Annotated in this window: 16 protein-coding genes; 13 read left to right on the forward strand and 3 right to left on the reverse strand. The window is 43.4% G+C overall.

Features of this window, described 5'->3' with window-relative positions:
• Nucleotides 1-96: 96 nt before the first annotated feature.
• The 8 genes from NST47_RS19175 (at nt 97) to NST47_RS19210 (ending at nt 11,427) form a co-directional block, all read left to right on the forward strand.
• Nucleotides 97-2,316 carry a helix-turn-helix domain-containing protein gene (locus NST47_RS19175; RefSeq protein WP_341156540.1) on the forward strand — a complete coding sequence of 740 codons (2,220 nt, stop codon included), beginning with the start codon at nt 97-99 and terminating at the stop codon, nt 2,314-2,316.
• A gap of 243 nt (nt 2,317-2,559) precedes the next feature.
• On the forward strand, nt 2,560-3,537 hold the full coding sequence (locus tag NST47_RS19180) for an ABC transporter permease (RefSeq protein WP_445667388.1): 978 nt from the start codon (nt 2,560-2,562) through the stop codon (nt 3,535-3,537).
• A gap of 14 nt (nt 3,538-3,551) precedes the next feature.
• Nucleotides 3,552-4,433 carry a carbohydrate ABC transporter permease gene (locus NST47_RS19185; protein WP_341156541.1) on the forward strand — a complete coding sequence of 294 codons (882 nt, stop codon included), beginning with the start codon at nt 3,552-3,554 and terminating at the stop codon, nt 4,431-4,433.
• Nucleotides 4,434-4,581: 148 nt separating this feature from the next.
• A complete protein-coding gene (locus NST47_RS19190; RefSeq protein WP_341156542.1) occupies nt 4,582-6,204 on the forward strand; it encodes an ABC transporter substrate-binding protein in 1,623 nt (540 codons plus the stop codon).
• A 382-nt stretch (nt 6,205-6,586) separates the two neighbouring features.
• Nucleotides 6,587-8,212 carry an ABC transporter substrate-binding protein gene (locus NST47_RS19195; RefSeq protein ID WP_341156543.1) on the forward strand — a complete coding sequence of 542 codons (1,626 nt, stop codon included), beginning with the start codon at nt 6,587-6,589 and terminating at the stop codon, nt 8,210-8,212.
• 150 nt (nt 8,213-8,362) lie between these two features.
• Nucleotides 8,363-9,082, forward strand: coding sequence for a phytanoyl-CoA dioxygenase family protein (locus NST47_RS19200; protein WP_341156544.1), 720 nt, complete (start codon nt 8,363-8,365; stop codon nt 9,080-9,082).
• Nucleotides 9,083-9,205: 123 nt separating this feature from the next.
• Nucleotides 9,206-10,054, forward strand: a complete 849-nt coding sequence (locus NST47_RS19205) for a helix-turn-helix transcriptional regulator (protein ID WP_341156545.1) — start codon at nt 9,206-9,208, stop codon at nt 10,052-10,054.
• A 152-nt stretch (nt 10,055-10,206) separates the two neighbouring features.
• Nucleotides 10,207-11,427, forward strand: coding sequence for a DUF455 family protein (locus NST47_RS19210; protein ID WP_341156546.1), 1,221 nt, complete (start codon nt 10,207-10,209; stop codon nt 11,425-11,427).
• 78 nt (nt 11,428-11,505) lie between these two features.
• Here the strand turns inward: NST47_RS19210 and NST47_RS19215 are convergent, their stop codons facing one another.
• Nucleotides 11,506-12,507, reverse strand: a complete 1,002-nt coding sequence (locus NST47_RS19215; RefSeq protein WP_341156547.1) for a hydroxyacid dehydrogenase — start codon at nt 12,505-12,507, stop codon at nt 11,506-11,508.
• Nucleotides 12,508-12,654: 147 nt separating this feature from the next.
• On the opposite strand from NST47_RS19215, the gene NST47_RS19220 reads away from it, so the two are divergent.
• Nucleotides 12,655-13,578 (forward strand): AraC family transcriptional regulator, encoded by a 924-nt coding sequence (locus NST47_RS19220; RefSeq protein WP_341156548.1) that lies wholly within the window; start codon nt 12,655-12,657, stop codon nt 13,576-13,578.
• Between the two features lie 61 nt (nt 13,579-13,639).
• Here NST47_RS19220 and NST47_RS19225 read toward each other — a convergent pair whose 3' ends face one another.
• A complete protein-coding gene (locus tag NST47_RS19225) occupies nt 13,640-14,470 on the reverse strand; it encodes a phytanoyl-CoA dioxygenase family protein (protein ID WP_341156549.1) in 831 nt (276 codons plus the stop codon).
• 165 nt (nt 14,471-14,635) lie between these two features.
• Between NST47_RS19225 and NST47_RS19230 the strand changes: the two genes are divergently transcribed.
• The 4 genes from NST47_RS19230 to NST47_RS19245 all read left to right on the forward strand — a co-directional run bounded on the left by NST47_RS19230 (nt 14,636) and on the right by NST47_RS19245 (nt 17,856).
• Nucleotides 14,636-15,487, forward strand: coding sequence for a helix-turn-helix domain-containing protein (locus NST47_RS19230; RefSeq protein ID WP_341156550.1), 852 nt, complete (start codon nt 14,636-14,638; stop codon nt 15,485-15,487).
• Between the two features lie 14 nt (nt 15,488-15,501).
• Complete coding sequence (locus NST47_RS19235) at nt 15,502-16,383, forward strand: AraC family transcriptional regulator (protein ID WP_341156551.1); 882 nt, start codon at nt 15,502-15,504, stop codon at nt 16,381-16,383.
• Between the two features lie 307 nt (nt 16,384-16,690).
• Nucleotides 16,691-17,572 (forward strand): group II intron reverse transcriptase/maturase, encoded by an 882-nt coding sequence (ltrA, locus tag NST47_RS19240; RefSeq protein WP_341156552.1) that lies wholly within the window; start codon nt 16,691-16,693, stop codon nt 17,570-17,572.
• Nucleotides 17,569-17,856 (forward strand): group II intron maturase-specific domain-containing protein, encoded by a 288-nt coding sequence (locus tag NST47_RS19245; RefSeq protein WP_341156553.1) that lies wholly within the window; start codon nt 17,569-17,571, stop codon nt 17,854-17,856. The genes ltrA and NST47_RS19245 overlap by 4 nt, the downstream gene beginning before the upstream one ends.
• A 160-nt stretch (nt 17,857-18,016) precedes the next feature.
• Here the strand turns inward: NST47_RS19245 and NST47_RS19250 are convergent, their stop codons facing one another.
• Nucleotides 18,017-19,159, reverse strand: coding sequence for a Gfo/Idh/MocA family protein (locus NST47_RS19250; RefSeq protein WP_341156554.1), 1,143 nt, complete (start codon nt 19,157-19,159; stop codon nt 18,017-18,019).
• Nucleotides 19,160-19,286: the final 127 nt, after the last annotated feature.

The following is a 19,286-nucleotide window of genomic DNA, read 5'->3' on the forward strand; positions in this document are numbered from 1 at the left end:
CAGAACAAATATTCTTTTTCGAGCAAGAGTGTTTTTTACCGATTGTTTATTTCAAACGTCATTATGTTAATGCTTCCCATTATTGTGGGAGGGTTCATGTATGGGAAAATGGAGGCTGTTATTTATGATAATGCCTATCAAGCGAATCTGGTTGTCATCAATCAATTTCGCCAAAGCATCGATAATCGGGTGAAAGAGGTGCAGCAGTTTGCAACGCAAATATCGATCAATCCCAAAATATTAAGTATTTTAGATGAGGCCAGGCTCGACAATCCTCAAAATGATTTTTTATCCTTTCTGCTTACGGCCGAACTTCGCAAATATATGCAGGTCAGTGCGATTGTAGATAATTATTTTATTCGTATCGATCAAACAGATAGTATAGCTTCAAGCCAGATCAAGACGGATACTCAAACCTTTTTTGAGACCGAATTATCCTACAAGTATATGAGTATTGCTCGTTGGAAAGAAGAATTTGTGAATGGCTATCATTATCAAACGTTTTTTCCTGCGATAGAAATGAACAATGATAGAAAAATTCTGACCTTTGTTCAATCCCTGCCTGCAGGAGAACGCAGCAATCCCAAGGGCAGCTTGTTCATTTTGGTAGACCAGTCCAAATTATTGGATAGTACAGAAATGTTTGAAAAAATGAGCAGCACTCAGGTCTATGTCCTCGATGGACAGGACCGTCTGCTGATGACCTCCGAGAAGCAGCCTAATTTGGATAAAAGCTTGATCGCCAAGCTGGCTGCATCGTCCTCTGGTTCCTTTGAGCATAAAACCGCTAATGAAAGCTTTATGGTTTCCTATGAAGTATCCAAGCAAACAGGATGGAAATATGTCGCATTTATGCCCAAACAAGCATTTATTATGCCAATCCAGAAAATCAAGAATGGAGCTATTGCAGCAACAGCAGTATGTATGGTTATAGGTCTTATCATCGCTCATTTTATGGCCAACCGTAATTACAGTCCGCTTCAAAACCTGATAAACATCGTAAGGACGAGGAAAAATGCGGCAGGTACGGTGAGCAAATGGAACGAATGGGACACGATAAAACAATCCCTGGAAGAAACCTTCGCAGAGGAGAAATTTTTACGAAATCAACTGCAAAAGCAGGCTCCGGTCATCCAATCCAACTTCGTCAACCGACTTATTCGCGGACATGTGGATAGGGATTCTTTCAGCGAATCCTCTCTGGAGTTCGTTGGAATTCAGTTCAAGTGGACTCACTACGCTGTTTTGTTAATTGACGTTGATGACTGCAACGATTTTATCAAGGATGATTCTGAGCGTCAATGGGCTCATGTAAGGTTTATCATCAGCAATATTTTGCAGGAAATGCTGACGGATAAACAGATGCAGAGCTTTTCAGTCGATTTTGAAAGAGATCAGATCGGGGTGCTCGTTAATCATGATCAGGAGCCGCGGCTATGGAAAGAGAACATCACGGATGCGCTCGCTGCTTTAACAGAAATACTGGATAAACGCTTCTCCATATTTATTACCGTTGCTGTTAGCGATATAGGTTCAGAGGCAGCATTGATTGGCTCTTGTTATACGCAAGCCCAAAGAGCGCTCGATTACAAATCGATCAAAGGTCACCGCTCGATTCTTTTTTTCGGTGATTTGATAGATGCGCAAAAGACTTATTTTTATCCGGTTGAAATGGAAGGTCAGGTAATCAATTTTGTGAAAAACGCTGACTATGTTCAAGTGAAGAAGCTGCTGGAGCAAATTTATGCAATGAATTTTAATTCTGGCGCAATAGCCCCCGAGTTTGGCAAGTGGTTAATGTATAACATCGTTAGCACACTCCTTAAATGCTTGCAGGTACTGAATTTGCAATATCGGGATGTATTTCCCGAGGAAGAGGAGCCAGATACCCGGCTTGCCCTCTGTGTGACTATACGAGAGATGTTTGAAGAGATTATGAATATGTATGCGGCGTTCTGCCAATATCTTAAGAATGAACGAAGTGATCATAACAACGAGCTGAAAAATTCGATGTTAGCCTATATTCAGGATCATGTGTATGATGGAATGCTCGGGTTGGTAAGTATAGCGGATCATTTCAGATTTTCTCCTCAGTATGTTTCCAAATTTTTTAAAACCCATACCGGACAAACCCTTTCGGACTATATAGCGAAAATACGGGTGGATGAAGCCAAGAAGCTTCTCAAGGAAACGGATCTGACCATTATGGAGATTTCGCAAAAGCTCGGTTATTCTACGGACATTGGTCTTCTGAGAATTTTCAAAAAGCATGAGGGCATTACGCCCGGAAGATACAGGGTTGTGTCCAAAGAGTAACCGATAAACAAGAATACTAGAGTTTACTTGGCAAAGCTTCGTACGTGAGAGCTTTGCTTTTTTGCGTCCAGTGAAGCTTATAAGCTTAAGCATTGCAAAACCGAATAGGCGTTAATTGGATGGTCTGATTAAATATTGTTGGTTACAAATGTGGTAAGCAGTCAATACTTCGAGCATTGTACGGTAGTCAATGTTGGAATAGCCACTATATAATCAGGGTAATTCGTAAGAAAGGGTGACATCATGCAGACTCATACCAAAAATGGAGCCATAACGTCTCCGGTTCAAGGTGGTTTTATTAAAGTAAAATCGAGTTATTGGAAAAGAGTAAAGAAGGATGTAATACAAAACAAATATGTGTATTTGATGGTACTACCGGTAGTTCTCTATTTTGCATTGTTTCACTATGCTCCTATGTATGGCGCGCAAATTGCTTTTAAAAATTATGTGCCAGCCAAAGGCATATTTGGCAGCGAATGGGCTGGCTTGGACAATTTTCAGCAATTTTTCAACAGTATCTACTTTTGGCGAGTTTTGAAAAATACGGTTCTTATTAGCTTGTATGAGCTGGTTCTGGGATTTCCGGCACCAATCGTACTTGCTTTAATGCTCAATGAGGTACGATTGGCATTTTTCAAAAGAGCTGTTCAGACCGTGGTATATATTCCGCATTTTATATCGGTTGTAATTGTAGCGGGAATGGCAATCGACTTCTTTTCCTTGGATGGTCTTGTAAATCAACTGCTGCAGCCATTGGGTATTGGTCCCCTTAAGTTTTTTATGGGACCGGATTGGTTTCGAACTATATTTGTGGGTTCAGGAATTTGGCAAGGTGTGGGCTGGGGATCCATCATTTATTTGGCAGCCATTACCTCTATTGATCCAACACTGTATGAGGCAGCCAAGGTGGATGGTGCAGGAAGGATCAAGCAGATCTTTCATATCACGATTCCTGGTATTGCACCAACCATTATTATATTATTTATTTTGAATCTTGGACACTTTATGAGTGTGGGTGCTGATAAAATTATTTTGTTATATAATCCAATGATGTATGATACAGCAGATACGATATCTACCTTCGTCTACCGAAAGGGCTTGCTTGAAGCCAATTACAGCTTCAGTGCTGCCGTCGGATTGTTTAACTCGGTAATCAATTTTATGCTTCTGCTGTTTGCGAACAAACTCAGCCGTTCACTCACGGAAACGAAATTATGGTAGGGAGGTAATCGAGCATGTACAATAAAAAAACGTTATCCGATATTTTGCTAGATACGATCAATTATATATTGCTTGCCGCCGTATGCTTGATAACGCTATACCCATTTTATTATGTATTGATGGCCTCATTCAGCGATCCCACTCTACTTGCCCAGCAGCGCGGCCTCATGTTCTGGCCTGCTGGTTATGGATGGGAAGCATACAAGCTTGTGTTTCAAAATCCCATGGTTCCAATCGGATATTCGAATACTTTGTTTTATGTCGGGGTCGGAACGCTTTTGAATATTGTTTTCACCTCGCTTGGAGCCTATGCTTTATCCAGAAAAAATGTGATGTTCAGCAATCCCATTATGATGATCATTGTATTTACGATGTTTTTTGGTGGCGGACTGATTCCCTCCTACCTGCTCGTTAATGCCTTAGGTTTGTATGATACACGTTGGGCTTTGATATTGCCAAGCCTGATCAGTGTGATGAATTTGATTATTATGAGAACCTCCTTTCAGGCTATTCCTGAAAGCCTGGAAGAGTCGGCAAGAGTAGACGGAGCCAATGATTTTACGATTTTATTCAAAATTATTATTCCGCTTTCCATGCCGGTTATTGCCGTGATGATCTTATTTTATGGAGTGGGGCATTGGAACTCTTTCTTTCAGGCGATGATCTACCTGAGAAGCCGGGATTTATACCCGCTGCAGCTGGTTCTGCGAGAAATATTAATTATTAACAGCAGCGACAGCATGACAACAGGAGTTGGCGCAGCCGATAAAGAATACGTTTCTGAAACGATTAAATATGCGATGATCATTGTTTCGACAGTACCTATCCTGGTGTTGTATCCGTTCCTTCAGAAATACTTTGTAAAAGGAGTCATGATCGGTGCCATCAAGGGATGATGAAGCTGAAGGCAGCAAAGCCTGCATTTGATGGTCATAAAGACGTTATTTTGAAGGTTTAAATGACAATTGTACTCTTTATCAAAGGGTCATCGATCCCTAAGATGGGGATAGCAACACTATTTGAACGACGAAGGGGATGTACACAATGAGAAAAAGAAATTCTAAAAAAATTGCAATCGGTTTCACTGCTTTACTATCAACGGTTGCATTAGCTAGTGCTTGTAGCAATGCTGGAGGTACTAATGGAACAGCAAATTCTTCTACGGAAAAGCAGGCCGAGAGCAAGCTTACCAAGCTAACGTACTTTACGGAGTTATCAGCTAACTCTGCAGCAGTTATGAAAAGCTATAATGAAACGTTGGTTTTTCAAGAAATGGAAAAACGTACAGGTGTGAAAGTCGATTTTCAGCATCCGCCTCAAGGACAAGGGCAAGCGACTCAAGCCTTGAATCTGATGGTTGCCTCGAATAATCTTGCTGATGTGATTACTTATAATTGGTTGACTTACAATGGTGGACCTGAAAAAGCGATTAACGACGGTGTCATTATTGATCTTAAGGATCTGATTGATAAGTATGCTCCCAACCTAAGCAAAATTTTAAAGGAAAATCCTGATCTTAAAAAGCAAATATCAACGGACACCGGGAAAATATACTCCTTTCCGGAAATATATGTAACCAAAGAGCAATTAACCTATTACGGCTTGGGTATTCGTCAGGATTGGCTTGAAAAATTAGGCTTGCAGACCCCGACGACAATTGACGAGTGGTATACGGTTCTGAAAGCATTTAAAGAGAAGGACCCGAATGGCAACGGAAAAGCGGATGAGCTTCCTATTAATTTTAATTTGAATCAGTTGAGATCAGGCGTTGCAGACGATGCAATCGTTGGTGCCTGGGGGATTGGCTTCGATTTCTACCAGGAAGACGGAAAAGTGAAATACGGAATGCTTGATCCTAAATTCAAGGATTTTGTAGCAACGCTTCAAAAGTGGTACAAGGAAGGCTTGCTGGACCCGGAATACGCGACAACAGATTCGAAGCTGTTTGATGCCAAAATGACAGGAGATCGTATCGGTTCAGGCGTGTTCCTTGCAGGCGGAGGAATAGGCAAGTTCAATCAATTGATGCAGCCGAAGAACCCTAATTACAAATTAGCCGGTACCCCGTATCCAACTGTGAAAAAGGGAGACGTACCTGAGCTTGGTCAAAAAATCAACGCGTTCACCGGACTTGGTGATGCGATTTCCAAAACTAATAAAAATCCGATTGAAACGGTCAAATGGCTGGATTATAAATATGGACCGGAAGGTCATATGTTATTCAACTTCGGAATTGAAGGTGTTTCCTACAAGCTGGAAAACGGTTATCCGAAATATACCGACGATATTATGAAAAATCCACAGGGCTTGCCTGTTGCCCAAACCTTGGCCAAGGTTTATGGCTATGGAGCAAAACTGGTGGATATTCGCTACAACGAGCAGTACAGCTGGATTACTCCTTTGCAAAAGGATGCCGTAAAAATGTGGAGTGCGCCTACGAACAAAAAGAAAATGCCGCCCGTTACTCCATCTCCTGAAGAAAGCACCAAGTACTCATCGGTTATGAATGATATCAGAACGTATACCGATGAAATGCTGAATAAATTTATTATGGGTGCCGAGCCTATGGATAATTACGACAACTTTGTGAAAAAGCTGAAATCACTCAATATTGATGAGGCTATCAAAATTCAACAGGCAGCTTTGGATCGGTATAATAAAAGGTAACAGACGATCACATTAGTGAGCTATACAAATAACCGTCGGACGATTCCGACGGTTATTTGTTTTAAACAGCATAGCTGTTTCATTGCAGTTGTTTCAAGGACGAGCCGCACATGCAGTAAATACGGATAGGAAAACACTAACGTAGGCTTAAAGGAACCCGGGCAAACTAAGCTGTTCGGTTTTTGTCATCTGCAAAAGAACACTGGGTGCAAGGCGTTAATTGTATGGTTAAGTGAAATATTGTAGGTAAGCTGAACCCGCATTTAGATGGTCGTAAAGACGTTATTTTGAGGGCTGAAACGACGATTGTACTATATAGCGATTGTGATTAATTTTATAAGATGGGGTATGTAAACTACTTATTTGAAAAGGGGATGTAAAAATGAAAAAAACAGATTCCAGAAAAATGACGGTCACTTTCACAGTATTTTTGATAACGGTTTCATTAATTAATGCTTGCAGTAGTCCTGGAGGGAATGCGAGCACAGCTCAGCCTGCAGCAGAAAAGGAAGCAGAGAAAAAACCAGCGAAGCTGACTTACTTTATGGAAATGAGCGATGCTACTGCTGCTGTTGTGAAAAATCAAAGTGAAACCTTAGCATATCAGGAAATGGAAAAAATAACTGGGATCAAGATGGAATTTCAGCATCCTCCTAAAGGACAGGGCCAATCCGTACAAGCTTTAAATCTTATGATTGCATCTAATAATCTCACAGATATTATTCATACCAATTGGCTTAGCTTTAACGGCGGGCCGGAGAAAGCGATTAATGATGGCGTCATCATCGATCTAAAGGATCTCATTGAGAAACATGCTCCGAACCTAAGTAAGATACTAAAGGAAAATCCGGATGTTCGAAAGCAAATATCCACAGATACCGGAAAAATTTATGCATTTCCTGATTTGACCTTAAAAAAAGAGCAATTAACTTACTGGGGTCTAGGTATACGTCAAGATTGGCTTGAGAAATTAGGCTTGCAAGCGCCTACAACGATAGATGAATGGTACACGGTCATGAAGGCTTTTAAGGAAAATGACCCTAATGGAAATGGAAAACGGGATGAAATTCCGATGAATATTAACTTGAATCAGATTCGTACAGGTAATGCTGAAGATACCCTGGTAGGAGCTTGGGGCATTGGGTTTGATTTCTATCAGGAAGATGGTAAAGTCAAGTACGGAATGCTGGATCCTAAATTCAAGGAGTTTATAGCAACTCTTCAAAAATGGTATAAGGAGGGCCTACTGGATCAGGAATACGCGACTACAGATACGAAGCTGTTCGATGCCAAAATGACAGGCGACAGAATTGGTTCCAGTGTATTCCTTGCCGGAGGAGGAATAGGTAAATATAATCAATTGATGGAGACAAAAAATCCCAATTTTAAATTGGCTGGCACTGCTTATCCTACCCTGAAAAAAGGTGATGTGCCTGAGCTCGGTCACAAAATTAATTATTTTACCGGAGTGGGTGACGCTGTTTCCAAGTCGAATAAAAATCCGATCGAAACCGTCAAATGGCTTGATTATAAGTATGGACCTGAAGGTCATATGCTCTTCAACTTTGGTATAGAAGGCAAAACCTACAAGATGGAAAATGGATATCCAAAATATACGGATGAGGTAATGAAGAATCCACAAGGACTGCCGGTATCTCAGGCATTAGCGAAAATTTACGGTTTCACAGCGAAGGTTATAGATATTCGCTATAACGAGCAATACAGCTGGATAACTCCTTTGCAAAAGAATGCAGTAAAGTTGTGGAGTGAGCCGTTGAACAAGAAGAAAATGCCCCCGGTCACACCATCTCCGGAGGAAAGCACCAAGTATGCCTCCGTTATGAATGATGTAAAGACTTATACTGATGAAATGCTGAATAAATTTATTATGGGTGCAGAACCTATCGAAAATTACGACAATTTTGTCAATAAGTTGAAATCGCTTCATATTGATGAGGCTATAAAGATTCAGCAAACCGCTTTGGACCGCTACAACAAGCGTCCTTAATTGGGTAACGGTAGGACCGTCCGAGTAGTACTTAGGATAACGTTCAATCCGAAGATATGCACACTTTTAAAGAGGATAAGTTGAGCGTGGATCGTCTGTATTCCTTATACTTTAGATGTAGACCACCATATAGATAAGGAAGTGTTAACTATGTCAAAAATTTCTGAACTGGATTCCAAGAAGTACCATGAGCAAGGTTATCTGATTTACAATAAGCCTGTATTTTCCGAAGATAAGCTAAATCGTCTTCAAGCTATTTTTGAGGAGCAGCTGTTGGAGAAGGGGGACAAGTTGTCAGATGAATTGGATCGGCCGCATATCCGTGATCCCCGACTGCTCGAATTTTTGTTGAGTGATGAGGTGCTTGACCTGGTGGAACCGTTAATTGGTCCGAATATCGGATTATGGTCCAGCCATTTTATTTGTAAGGAGCCTTATAAAGGCAGAGCTACACCTTGGCATGAGGATTCTGCTTATTGGAAAGGCAGGGCGGACTCCTTTGATAATATTGTCACGTTATGGCTGGCAATCGACCGCAGTACAAAAGTAAATGGCTGCATGAGAGTCATTCCCGGAACTCACACCAACGGCTTCTCGGAGTACATTCCGGTGGATCGCACAACGAATACGTTTGCAACTCAGGTTAAAGAAGTGGATGAATCTCAAGCCGTATACTTTGAGCTAGAGCGTGGAGAATGCTCCTTGCATGATTCGAGAATTATCCACGGAGCAGAACCAAATACGAGCGCCTACCGCAGATGCGGTTACACGATGAGATATTTTGCTACAGATATAAAGGTATTAAATGAAAGAGAAGTATGGCTTGCCCGAGGCAAGGATTTGGCGGGCAACACCTACCAGAAACGCTAGGCTTGCTGCTCAGCAAAGAAAGATTCACATCGGCCATTCTGTAGGTTATGCTGAAGAAGAGAAGACAACCTGTCCTGCATACCGGAATAGGGGCGTCGCAAGGTTAAAGGAGTTGGATAAGGTATGACCTACACGAATGAGCCGACCCGATTAATGATGGATGACTTGGCTGGTAATTCCGCATCCTTTCATATGGTATTAAGCGTTTTGACGAAAGCAGTTCCGATTCACTGGCATGATTTTAATGAGCTCAGCATCATTCTCGCGGGTGAAGGCATACACCGAATTAATGGCGTGGAGCACAAGCTGGAACGTGGACATTTGATGCTTCAGACGCCGGCCGACTTTCACGAGATCATACCGAAGCCAGGAACTGTGCTGGAAAAATATAATGTGCTGTTTTCCAATGAGTTTTTGAGTACGGAGTTGTTTCAGCTTTTGTTCCAGGATGTTTATAATCATACGGCTTTTTTGCAGGAACCGGATTTAAGTGTAATAGAGGCTGATTTTCATCGGTTATGGAGAGAGTATCATTCGGATCAAGAGGGAAGAATGATCGGCATACGGAGCACATTGAATCGTATTTTACTTGATCTGCACCGCAAATGCCCGAGTATTCGTACGAATGAAGCTTCTGGATCCAATCCGTTTATTCAAAATGTACTGATCTATATTCATCATCATTTCAGAGAACAACTCACTTTAGAGGCCGTCGCCACCAAGGCTAAGCTTTCCTCCAACTATTTCAGCGAATGCTTTCACAGAGAAACAGGGATTTCCTTTCAGCAATATGTGCTGGATGTAAGACTGCAATTTGGTAGATCCTTATTGGTGTCTACGGATTTACCGATAACCGAGGTATGTCTGGCGTCCGGGTTTAATACCTTAAATTATTTTGAAAGAGCCTTTAAGAAAAAGTATGAATATACGCCAAGCAGCTTTCGGCGATTTTCAAGGAACAATACCAGATGACATTGATTCAATACTAGAATGAATCAAGATTAAAATGAGATGAAGCATTATTCAAATTGGGTTAAAATAAGTATATAGGTTATTAATGTAAGTAAGCGCATTCAAATCATGGAATATGCGGGAAACATTAAACTACAGAGGGAGTGTTTATCATGAAGGAAAACCTGCAAAAGTATGTGGACGAAAGAGGCCAAGGGGGATTGGATGTAGGCAAATCGGTAGAACTATTTCGTCGTTATGCCTATATGGAACAAAGCTGTGTGAGAGCTCTTGCCGGCTGGTTTTTAAAAATACCTGATTGGGAGATGAAGATTGAGCTTGGTTATCATCTGTATGCCCACGCCGAACGCGTGAATGAGCTAGGTACTAGATTGGAGGAGTTGCGGGGAGGCCGCCATCGCGATGCCAATATTGAACCGGGACTTGCTCGTATAGGTGAAGAACTGATCCATGCTCCGGACGAACAATGCTTTCTTGCTGGATTGTCTTGGATGCTTCATAATCTTGCGGATATATATCGGGAACATACACTCGTTGCAGATTCCAGTGCGAATGCTTTGGAAATCCGAATCCTGCTCAGATTATTGTCCGATGTTGAGAGGGAAGCCGAATCCGTAAAGAAACTTCAATTGAAATTACAAGATTCTGAAGGAGCGGCTCAGTGGTCGGCATATTTGGATGAACTTTTGCAAGAAATAGGGGGTATCGGAGGTTTAAGCTCCAGAAATGCAAGACAAATAGTCCGGCCCGAGAAAGCTATTTTTGAATGGCCGACACCAATGATATTCGACAGTCGTATCAGGGAAGCTGATCTGGGCAGCTACGAATCCAAGCTTTCACTTCCGCTGAAAGAGCGTTCAATCGGGGAGTTTCAAGTGTACTTCAACGAGTTTTATGCTGCTGCTTTACTAGCGACAATCATATATGATTCATGGAAGCTGGATGCTCCACGGCAATATTTTATGGACATTGCCCATCATTTCTGGGATGAAGTTCGCCACGCTGAGTTTGGTGCAATCCGTCTTCGCGAGCTTGGAACGGAGCCTTCAATTGTAAATATGGTGCTGTTCGAGCAGTCGCAAGGGATACCTTTACTGCATCGTCTTTGCTATCTGACTCTTGGGTTGGAGGTTTATTTTATGCCTCGCAAAAGCGTGCGGGTACGTTTCTATGAGCAGCAAGGCGACCCTCGTTCCCAGCTATTCGCGGATGTGGACTGGTCTGATGAATCCAATCATGTCCGTTATGGGAAACGGTGGGTGGACTATATGCTTAAGGACGACGCTCGCAGCATAGAAGACCTGCAAGAAGAGATCACTAAGTATTTGGAGGCTTACGCAAACAATTCTTCTGCTGGAAAAGTTCCTTGGTAATCAATCTTCCCGCTGAACAAAGAAAGCCTGGCTTCCCTGATGGGAAACCGGGCTTTGCTGCTGGTTGCTGTCAAGTGACTACCCGTTTACAGTCATCAGCTTGAACTGTCTGTAGGGAATTTCATGCTGCAGTGGTTCTTGCCGGATGAAACGTTGAATCTCCTCCAGCATCCCTGATGTATAACCAAGATAGTCGGTATCTCCCGCACAATGCGGTTGTATAATAGCATGGGTTGTGGCACGCAATGGGCTGTTCTGCGGTAATGGCTCCATTTCGAACACATCAAGTACCGCCTTGAATCTACCTGAAGCCAGCTCCTGTGCAAGGGCTTGTTCATCGATAAGCGCTCCTCTGGCGGTATTGATCAATAGAGCACCGTCCTGAATGAGAGCAAGCGAGGCGGAGTTCAGCATGTGAAAGGTTTGCTCCGTTTTCGAAGCATGCAGCGAGATGATGTCTCCCCAGGACAATGCTTCCTCCAGAGAAGGTTCGAGCTCGACCCCTTTTTCCAATGGAATTGTTTCCCGGGTAAGGTAAGGATCATAGATTTTCACAGTGACCTCAAAAGGCTTGAGAAAATCCAGCAGGAATCGGCCTACTGTACCGAGTCCGATCAAAGCTACCTTTTTTCCAATAAGGCTGCCTATAGGCCCTTTGTTCCAAAGCCCATTTTTCATGTCTCGATCATATTGGGGAATTTGTCGCAGCGAGCTGAGGATATAGGCTAGTGTTCCTTCTGCAACATACCGGGCCATAATCCGATTAGCGCTGCATACCTTAATGCCTTTGTCGTATACATGATCGGTAATAAATGGGGCCACCGAACCGGCAACGTGAGCGATCAATTGAAGCTGATCCGCTTGATGAAGTACCTTTTCACTGAATTGTGAGATTCCAGTCCAGCTGTGGGTCAAGCACACATCGATTCCAATGAGGTGCTCAGCCAGCTCATCCTCGGTTAATGTTCGTCCGGTTTCATTGAATCGCACGCTGCCGATTTGGCTGAGCTGCTTGAGAACCCCAGCCGGGAAAAATTGTTCCCGAAGTGTTCCTTCTTGAAGAGTAATTAAGATATTCATCATGGGGCCGCCTTTTTATTATTATTTATCGATTTCAGTCTAGTCTAACGGATAAGAACATATAAAGCTTGCGTATTTATGTTTATCAATTACGTTTTTTTATGATAGGATACCTGTAAACAATTTGACCCGAACGGAGGGGCACATATGCCTGAAGAACATCAGAAAACACAAGCTGCTCCTTTAATTTTGTATGAACATGCTGAATTTTTAAAGGAACCGTTTCCTTTTACACTGACTTACAGGAACGAGCAAAATTTGCCATCTAAAACCCACGCACATGATTTTTTTCAATTATGTTATGTCATTAGAGGTTCATGCCTGCATTGTATTCAGGACACGGAGGTTGTACTGTGTAAAGGCGATATCTTTTCGATTCCGCCTCATATGTACCATAGTTTGAAGACGTACCTTGATCAGGACATCGTGATTGCGCAGATTGATTTTATGCCCAGTCTCATCAATGAAAACGTTAAAAATGTGGAGCAGATGAAGCATTTGGTTGACTTTGCCTATCTTCAGCCCTGGTTAACCTCACCGGATCAGGTGCTTTCCAAGCTCAATCTTCCCATAGAAGCCCAGCTTGCCGTTGAAGGGGTGATCGAATCAATTCGACAAGAGCTTGCAGAGCAGCAGCCGTTAAATCAATTGGCTGTAAGAGCGGATTTGCTTAAGCTGCTGGTTTTGGCAGGTAGGGAGTTTGCCCGTTATTATGATGGCAGAGCCGATCACCAGATGTTTGAGCAAAGAAAACAAGCCATGTATGACTCTATCCATTTCATTGAGGAGCATTATGCCAACGATATTACGTTGAAGGAAGCGGCGAATACAGCCTTTATGTCTCCAAGCCACTTTAGTAATGTATTTAAATCGATGACGGGTAAAACATTTGTTCAATTTCTGAATGAGCAGCGTATCATCAAAGCGCAGGAACTGTTAAGAAACACGGATAAAAAAATAACGGAAATTTATTCAATAACCGGCTTTAATCATGCTGGTCATTTTATTCATATTTTCAAGCGTACAACAGGGGTTTCTCCCTCTGATTATCGCAAGTATGCAAAAAAATAAACGAACGCCCCGTATATGGAAATTCGGGGCATTTGTTTTCTTATAACGGGAACAGCAATTTTTAACATTCCGCCCCGGATAATTCGTTTGTAAACATTCTTTTGTATTCATGCGGACCGACCCGTACCGAGGATGCCGGCGCATAATGGAATTGCAGCGCTCTGCGCCGATCCGTTGAGAAATTATACGGTGTTCCGTGGTACAGCATGCCGTGAAAAAACAAAACACCACCCGGTTTCAGCGGAACAATAACGTCCCTTTCCACAGGTACCTGAATGTCACAGAGCTGCCAGTCGCGAATCGCATAATGAGGTGTAGCACCTTCCTGATGAGACCTTGGAATGACATGCATGCAGCCATTGTTGACGGTTGCCTCGTCCAAAGCAATCCACACTCCGATAACAGCCTTTGTATACGTTAAATTTCCGTAAGCCATATCCTGATGCCAGGGCTTCTCCCCGCCGCCGTGAGGAGGCTTCAAAAGAGCCATATCCTGAATGAGCACAGGCTCTTCGCCGAAAATCTGCCGAATCACGTTAATAATATCCGGATGGTAAGCAACTGCTTTAAGCCGCTCCTCTTCATTCACAAATTCAGAAACCTTACGAATGGCAAGCTCCCGTTCTTCTAGGGTATGAAGCTCCTTCTCCGGTTTTGAAAATTGCAGCTTGGCACCTTTGCGGTCAACAAAAGCAAGATCCATAATTCCATCAATGGCAGTTTTCACAACAGCCTGGTCGAGCAGAGGATCAATGGAAAGAAATCCATCTCTTTTATATTCCTGAATATGCTTATCCAGAAGCTCGTCTTTTCCCTTTAGACTTACATGCACCTTATCGTATCGATATAATTCGTTGTTAATTTGTTCAGGGGTTAATTCTACCTTACTCATTTTTCATTCCTCCTATAGAATTTATAGTAATTTCTTAATTCAAAGATATCATAAAGAGAGGCTTGAGCAGAATGGAGGCAGTGTCATATTTTTTGTACTCAAATGCTATTAGTTTTGGTATGCTATAGCTATCGCATCAAATTGCTAATAAGGAGTAATAGCTGCATGTCTGAATATAGCCCATTGCTGAACAGGTTTAACGAGGTGTATTTTACAGTGAGCGGGTCTTTTGGCAAATATCGCTGTGAGCCGACCTGGTCATGGCAGCCACCTTCTTTTCATGATTATGATGTGTGGTATGCCGTATCAGGACAAGGCCATATGCACATTAATGAAGTGGGGTACGACATTCAGCCTGGCTCCTGCTTTGTTATTCGACCTGGCGACCGAGTTACGGCAGTACAGAACCCGAATCATATGCTTACTGTACTATTTTGCCATTTCATTGTGAAGGATATCACCAAAGAGACTGTAGAAACCTTAATCCTGCCGGATAAGCGCTGTGTGAACTTTCGTGAAATGTCAGCAGTTGAGCCGCTGCTTCAGCAGTTAATTGAATTGGCGCATCGTCAGGCAGAGGATGACCCCTTTGAAATTAACCTTCTGCTCAAGCTGATTCTTACCCGTTGGAATCGGGAGTCCGAACGGCAGAGCATGCCGCATCAGAGCTATTATCATAAGCAGATTATATTGAAAATCCAAGATTCCATCCGGCTCTCTCTTACTGAAACGGTGAATTATGAATCACTGGCCAAATCGGTCGGCTTCACAGCTCGTTATGTGAGCAAGCTGATGAAGGAGTACACTGGAATTACATTAAAAGAAACGGTTACCAAGCTGCGAATGGAGCGCGCGGTTCATCTGCTTACCGAAACGACGATGTCTGTGACCGAGATCTCGAGTGCGCTTGGCTACACGGACATTTATACCTTTAGTAAGCTTTTCAAACGACATTTCGGTTATGCACCATCCAGACTCCGTTCGCTGCATCCTGCAGATACGGGTAACGACGAGTGAAAGGAGCTGCCTCATTGAACGAAATTTATATGCATGCCGCACGATTGCCTCTAATCCGAGATGTAGGGTCTACGTTAACAGGAAATGGCTGGATTCATCCGGATCGGGTGGCGGATTATCATGTTCTCATCTTTGTGATTGAGGGCGAGATGCAAGTGTTTGAAGCGGGTAAGGAATACAGAATAAGAGAAGGAGAGGTTCTCTTTCTGAAAAGCGGAATTCATCATTGGGGAGAGAACGGGACCCGTCCTGGCACTACTACACTCTGGATTCATTTCTATGATAATCTGGGTGACCCCGGGCAGGCTGAAGAGACGGAGCCTATGAACCATCAGCCCATGCTGATGCCCGCCTCTACCTTGTATTCACCTGAGCAGTATGATTTCAGCTTTGCACTTCCCAAGATGATAAAGGTGAAGAACGCTCCCTATATGAATAGAAAGCTGAAGGAGCTATACGATTTGTACAACGCTCCCCGACATTTTCACCATCTCTATTTAAGTATGGGGTCTTTGGACATTTTTCTGGATCTTGTCCGGCAATCCCAAGAGAATCAAATGCTTAGTAAATCGGATACGGTTGTACGCAGGCTGGTCAAATATTTGGATGAGCATAGTCATATGGAGTTGGATACCGATCGCATACATAACGATTTTCAATTAAACTACCAATACCTGAGCACGCTGTTCAAAACCAAAATGGGTACAAGCATGTTCAAATACCATGAAAGACTAAGAATTCACCATGCAGCGGAATTGCTGAAGAATACTTCCATGAATATTTCGGAGGTTAGCGACAAAATGGGTTATGCCAGCCCCTATTACTTCAGCCGGGTATTCAAAAAGGTGATGGGGGAATCACCCTCCGAGTATATTAAAAATATATACCGGATGTAATAATTGAAGCGAGGCAAAGCCAAATAGCCGCCTGCATAACAGGCGGTATTTATGTGCGCCTCACAGTCGCACAATCTAAGTGGTTCAAATCCACCTGGTAACTTTACCCTTTAAAGTGCCGTAGCCAAAGTAGAAGTCCTACCCCAGTAGGTGAGGATTGGCAGGGTGTCTCTCGTGAGAGGGAATCCGAAGGGCCTGCAGGCAAAGTCCAGCCCGGAATGCGGTGAACCAGAGGTGGCGGCGATGTCGGGTGACCCGCCGTAAAAACGGGGAAACCTAGAGTAGCGGTAAAGGTAGTGAAACCCCAATGAAACCGAAACGGCGATACTACTCCTTGATCGACAAAGTATACCAAACGGACAATCTGTACGAAGCATGGCTGTCGGTAAAGAAGAACCAAGGAAGCGGCGGAATCGATGGCGTGAGCATCGAGAGGTTCGAGAAGAACGTGGGTGCAAACCTGAGAGAATTACAAAGGTTACTCCAGCAGGGACGTTACAAGCCCGACCCTGTTTTGCGACACTACATTGAAAAGGATAATGGGAAATTAAGACCGCTAGGCATACCCACGATCCGGGATCGTGTATGCCAGCAAGCCGTACGCCAAGTCATTGAGCCGATCTTTGAGCAAGACTTCTACGATTACAGCTTTGGCTTTCGTCCCGGATATTCCGCGCACCAAGCGATACACACGATCAGGCGAGCCAAGCGCGGCGGATACGACTATGTGGTAGACCTTGACATCATGTCCTTTTTCGATGAAATCCCGCATGACCTGCTGATGGAAAAGGTGCATGAACGAATAACCGACGGGAAAGTGCTGACGCTCATTCGCGGATGGCTTACGGCAGGAGTCATGGAAGATGATCAGTTCCATGAAACGGAAGTCGGTTCTCCACAGGGCGGCGTCATCAGTCCGCTGCTTGCAAATCTGTACTTGAATCATTTTGACTGGGGAATGAAGGAAAAGGGCTTTGCGGTGGTTAGATATGCGGATGATGCCGTCATCCTTTGCAAAACGAAGGAGCAGGCAGAAGAAGCGTACATAGCGGCAAAGACGATACTGGAAGAAGAATTGCGGCTTCGAATGCATCCGGAGAAAACGAAAGTGGTGCATTTTGACGAAGGATTCCGTTTTCTAGGGTTTACTTCTGGAAGAGTTATCTCATCTTACCGGACGCCAAAGTGAAGAAGTACAAAGACAAAGTCCGTAAGATGACCCGCAGGCAGCAAGGAAACAACCTCCACGAAATGATCAAGAAGCTAAATGAAGTGTCGCGAGGGTTTGGGAATTACTTTGGGATTGGGAATGTGAAGAGCAAGTTTCAGCGACTAGACGAGTGGATGCGGATGAGAGTAAGAGCGTTCATGCGCAAGAAGAAGTCTACGGTTTCTAACCGGATCATTCCAAACAAAACGTTGGAAGAAGCCGGAATGGTATTTCTAACGAACCTGCTCATCACATGTTTCTAATTCAGGACTGAAATATGCAGCCCGGTGACGGGTGAAGAGGACTCACTCCTGAAGATGGGGAACTGACGAAGGAAAGCCGTGTGCGGGAAATCCGCATGCACGGTTTGACGGGGAGTCCGGGGGAGTAATCCCCCGTCTTACCCTACTATAATAACAAGGACTACTCGAAGTCTGGAATCGTGACTTCTATACCGCCATTCATAGCGGATTCATGAGCGCATATACCCGCTGCCGACCAATTGGCAGCAGTTATCGCATCAATAGCAGGCTTGCGCTCTTCGACAATGCTGCTGACAAATTCATGCACGAGATGAGGATGCGAGCCATGGTGGCCGTTACCCTGTAGAACGGATTGATGAGGATTGTCCGGGTCCAGTTCATCCTGGTGAGTAATATAGTAGGCAAGCTCAGGTGGAAGCAAATCCGCTCTGGCTGGGGGCGTGACTCTTTCAACTGAAACATCTCTTCCGCGATCCGGTTTCTTAGGACCCATCCTGAACAGAACCTGAGCCTCATCTTCCATATGCCATTCCATCGCAGCCTTATCGCCATAAATATTGAAGCTTTCCATATATCCTCTGGCTGTTTCGAATAATGACCGAGTTACCTCTGCACTCAAATCTCCCGTACTTAATTGAAATATGGCTGTTTCAATTGGAAAGGGGTTACCATATTGTGTTTTCAATTCCTCATGCATAACCCCGGAACCAAAGCAATGAACCTTTGTCGCACGAGCATTGGCGATAGCTAATAGGGGGGCTACTGCATGTGTCGCATAGTGCATAGGAGGTAATCCCATCCAATAGGAAGGCCAGTTATCCATGTTCTGGTAATGGGCTCCTCTTAAGAACTGGATACGTCCGAACTCTCCCTTTTCAAACATTTCCTTAGCAAATAAGTACTGATACGTATAAATGGTGGTTTCCATCATCATGTAATTTTTTTTGCTTTGTTTTTGTGCAGCGATGATCGCATGAATGTCTTCAATTGTTGTCGCCATAGGTACGGTACAAGCGCAATGCTTGCCTGAGTTCAGGACAGCTATCGATTGCTGGGCATGCTGGGGAATAGGGGAAACCAGATGAACGGCATCGTATTCGTCCGACTGGAGAATTTCCTCCAGATCGGTATGTCTCCTTGTAAAACCAAATTTATCGCCATACTGATTCAGCAGCTCCGCGTTGGTATCGCAAATACCTACATATTCGACATCAGGATGTGCATGATAAATGGGTGCGAATGCACCTCCGAATCTCAATCCAACAACAGCGATCCGAAGTTTTTTGTTTTTTTTGTTATCCATAATGGGTGACTTCCTTCCTCTGTAGGTTACTCAATTCACTTACTAGTATTACAAATAAAAAGGTTCATGTGAATGAATGAAAACATAGAATAGCTGTACTTTATTCTGGTAGGCAAAAAGATAAGGA

It is taken from the genome of Paenibacillus sp. FSL H8-0034 (genome assembly GCF_038000305.1).
Lineage (GTDB): Bacteria > Bacillota > Bacilli > Paenibacillales > NBRC-103111 > Paenibacillus_S.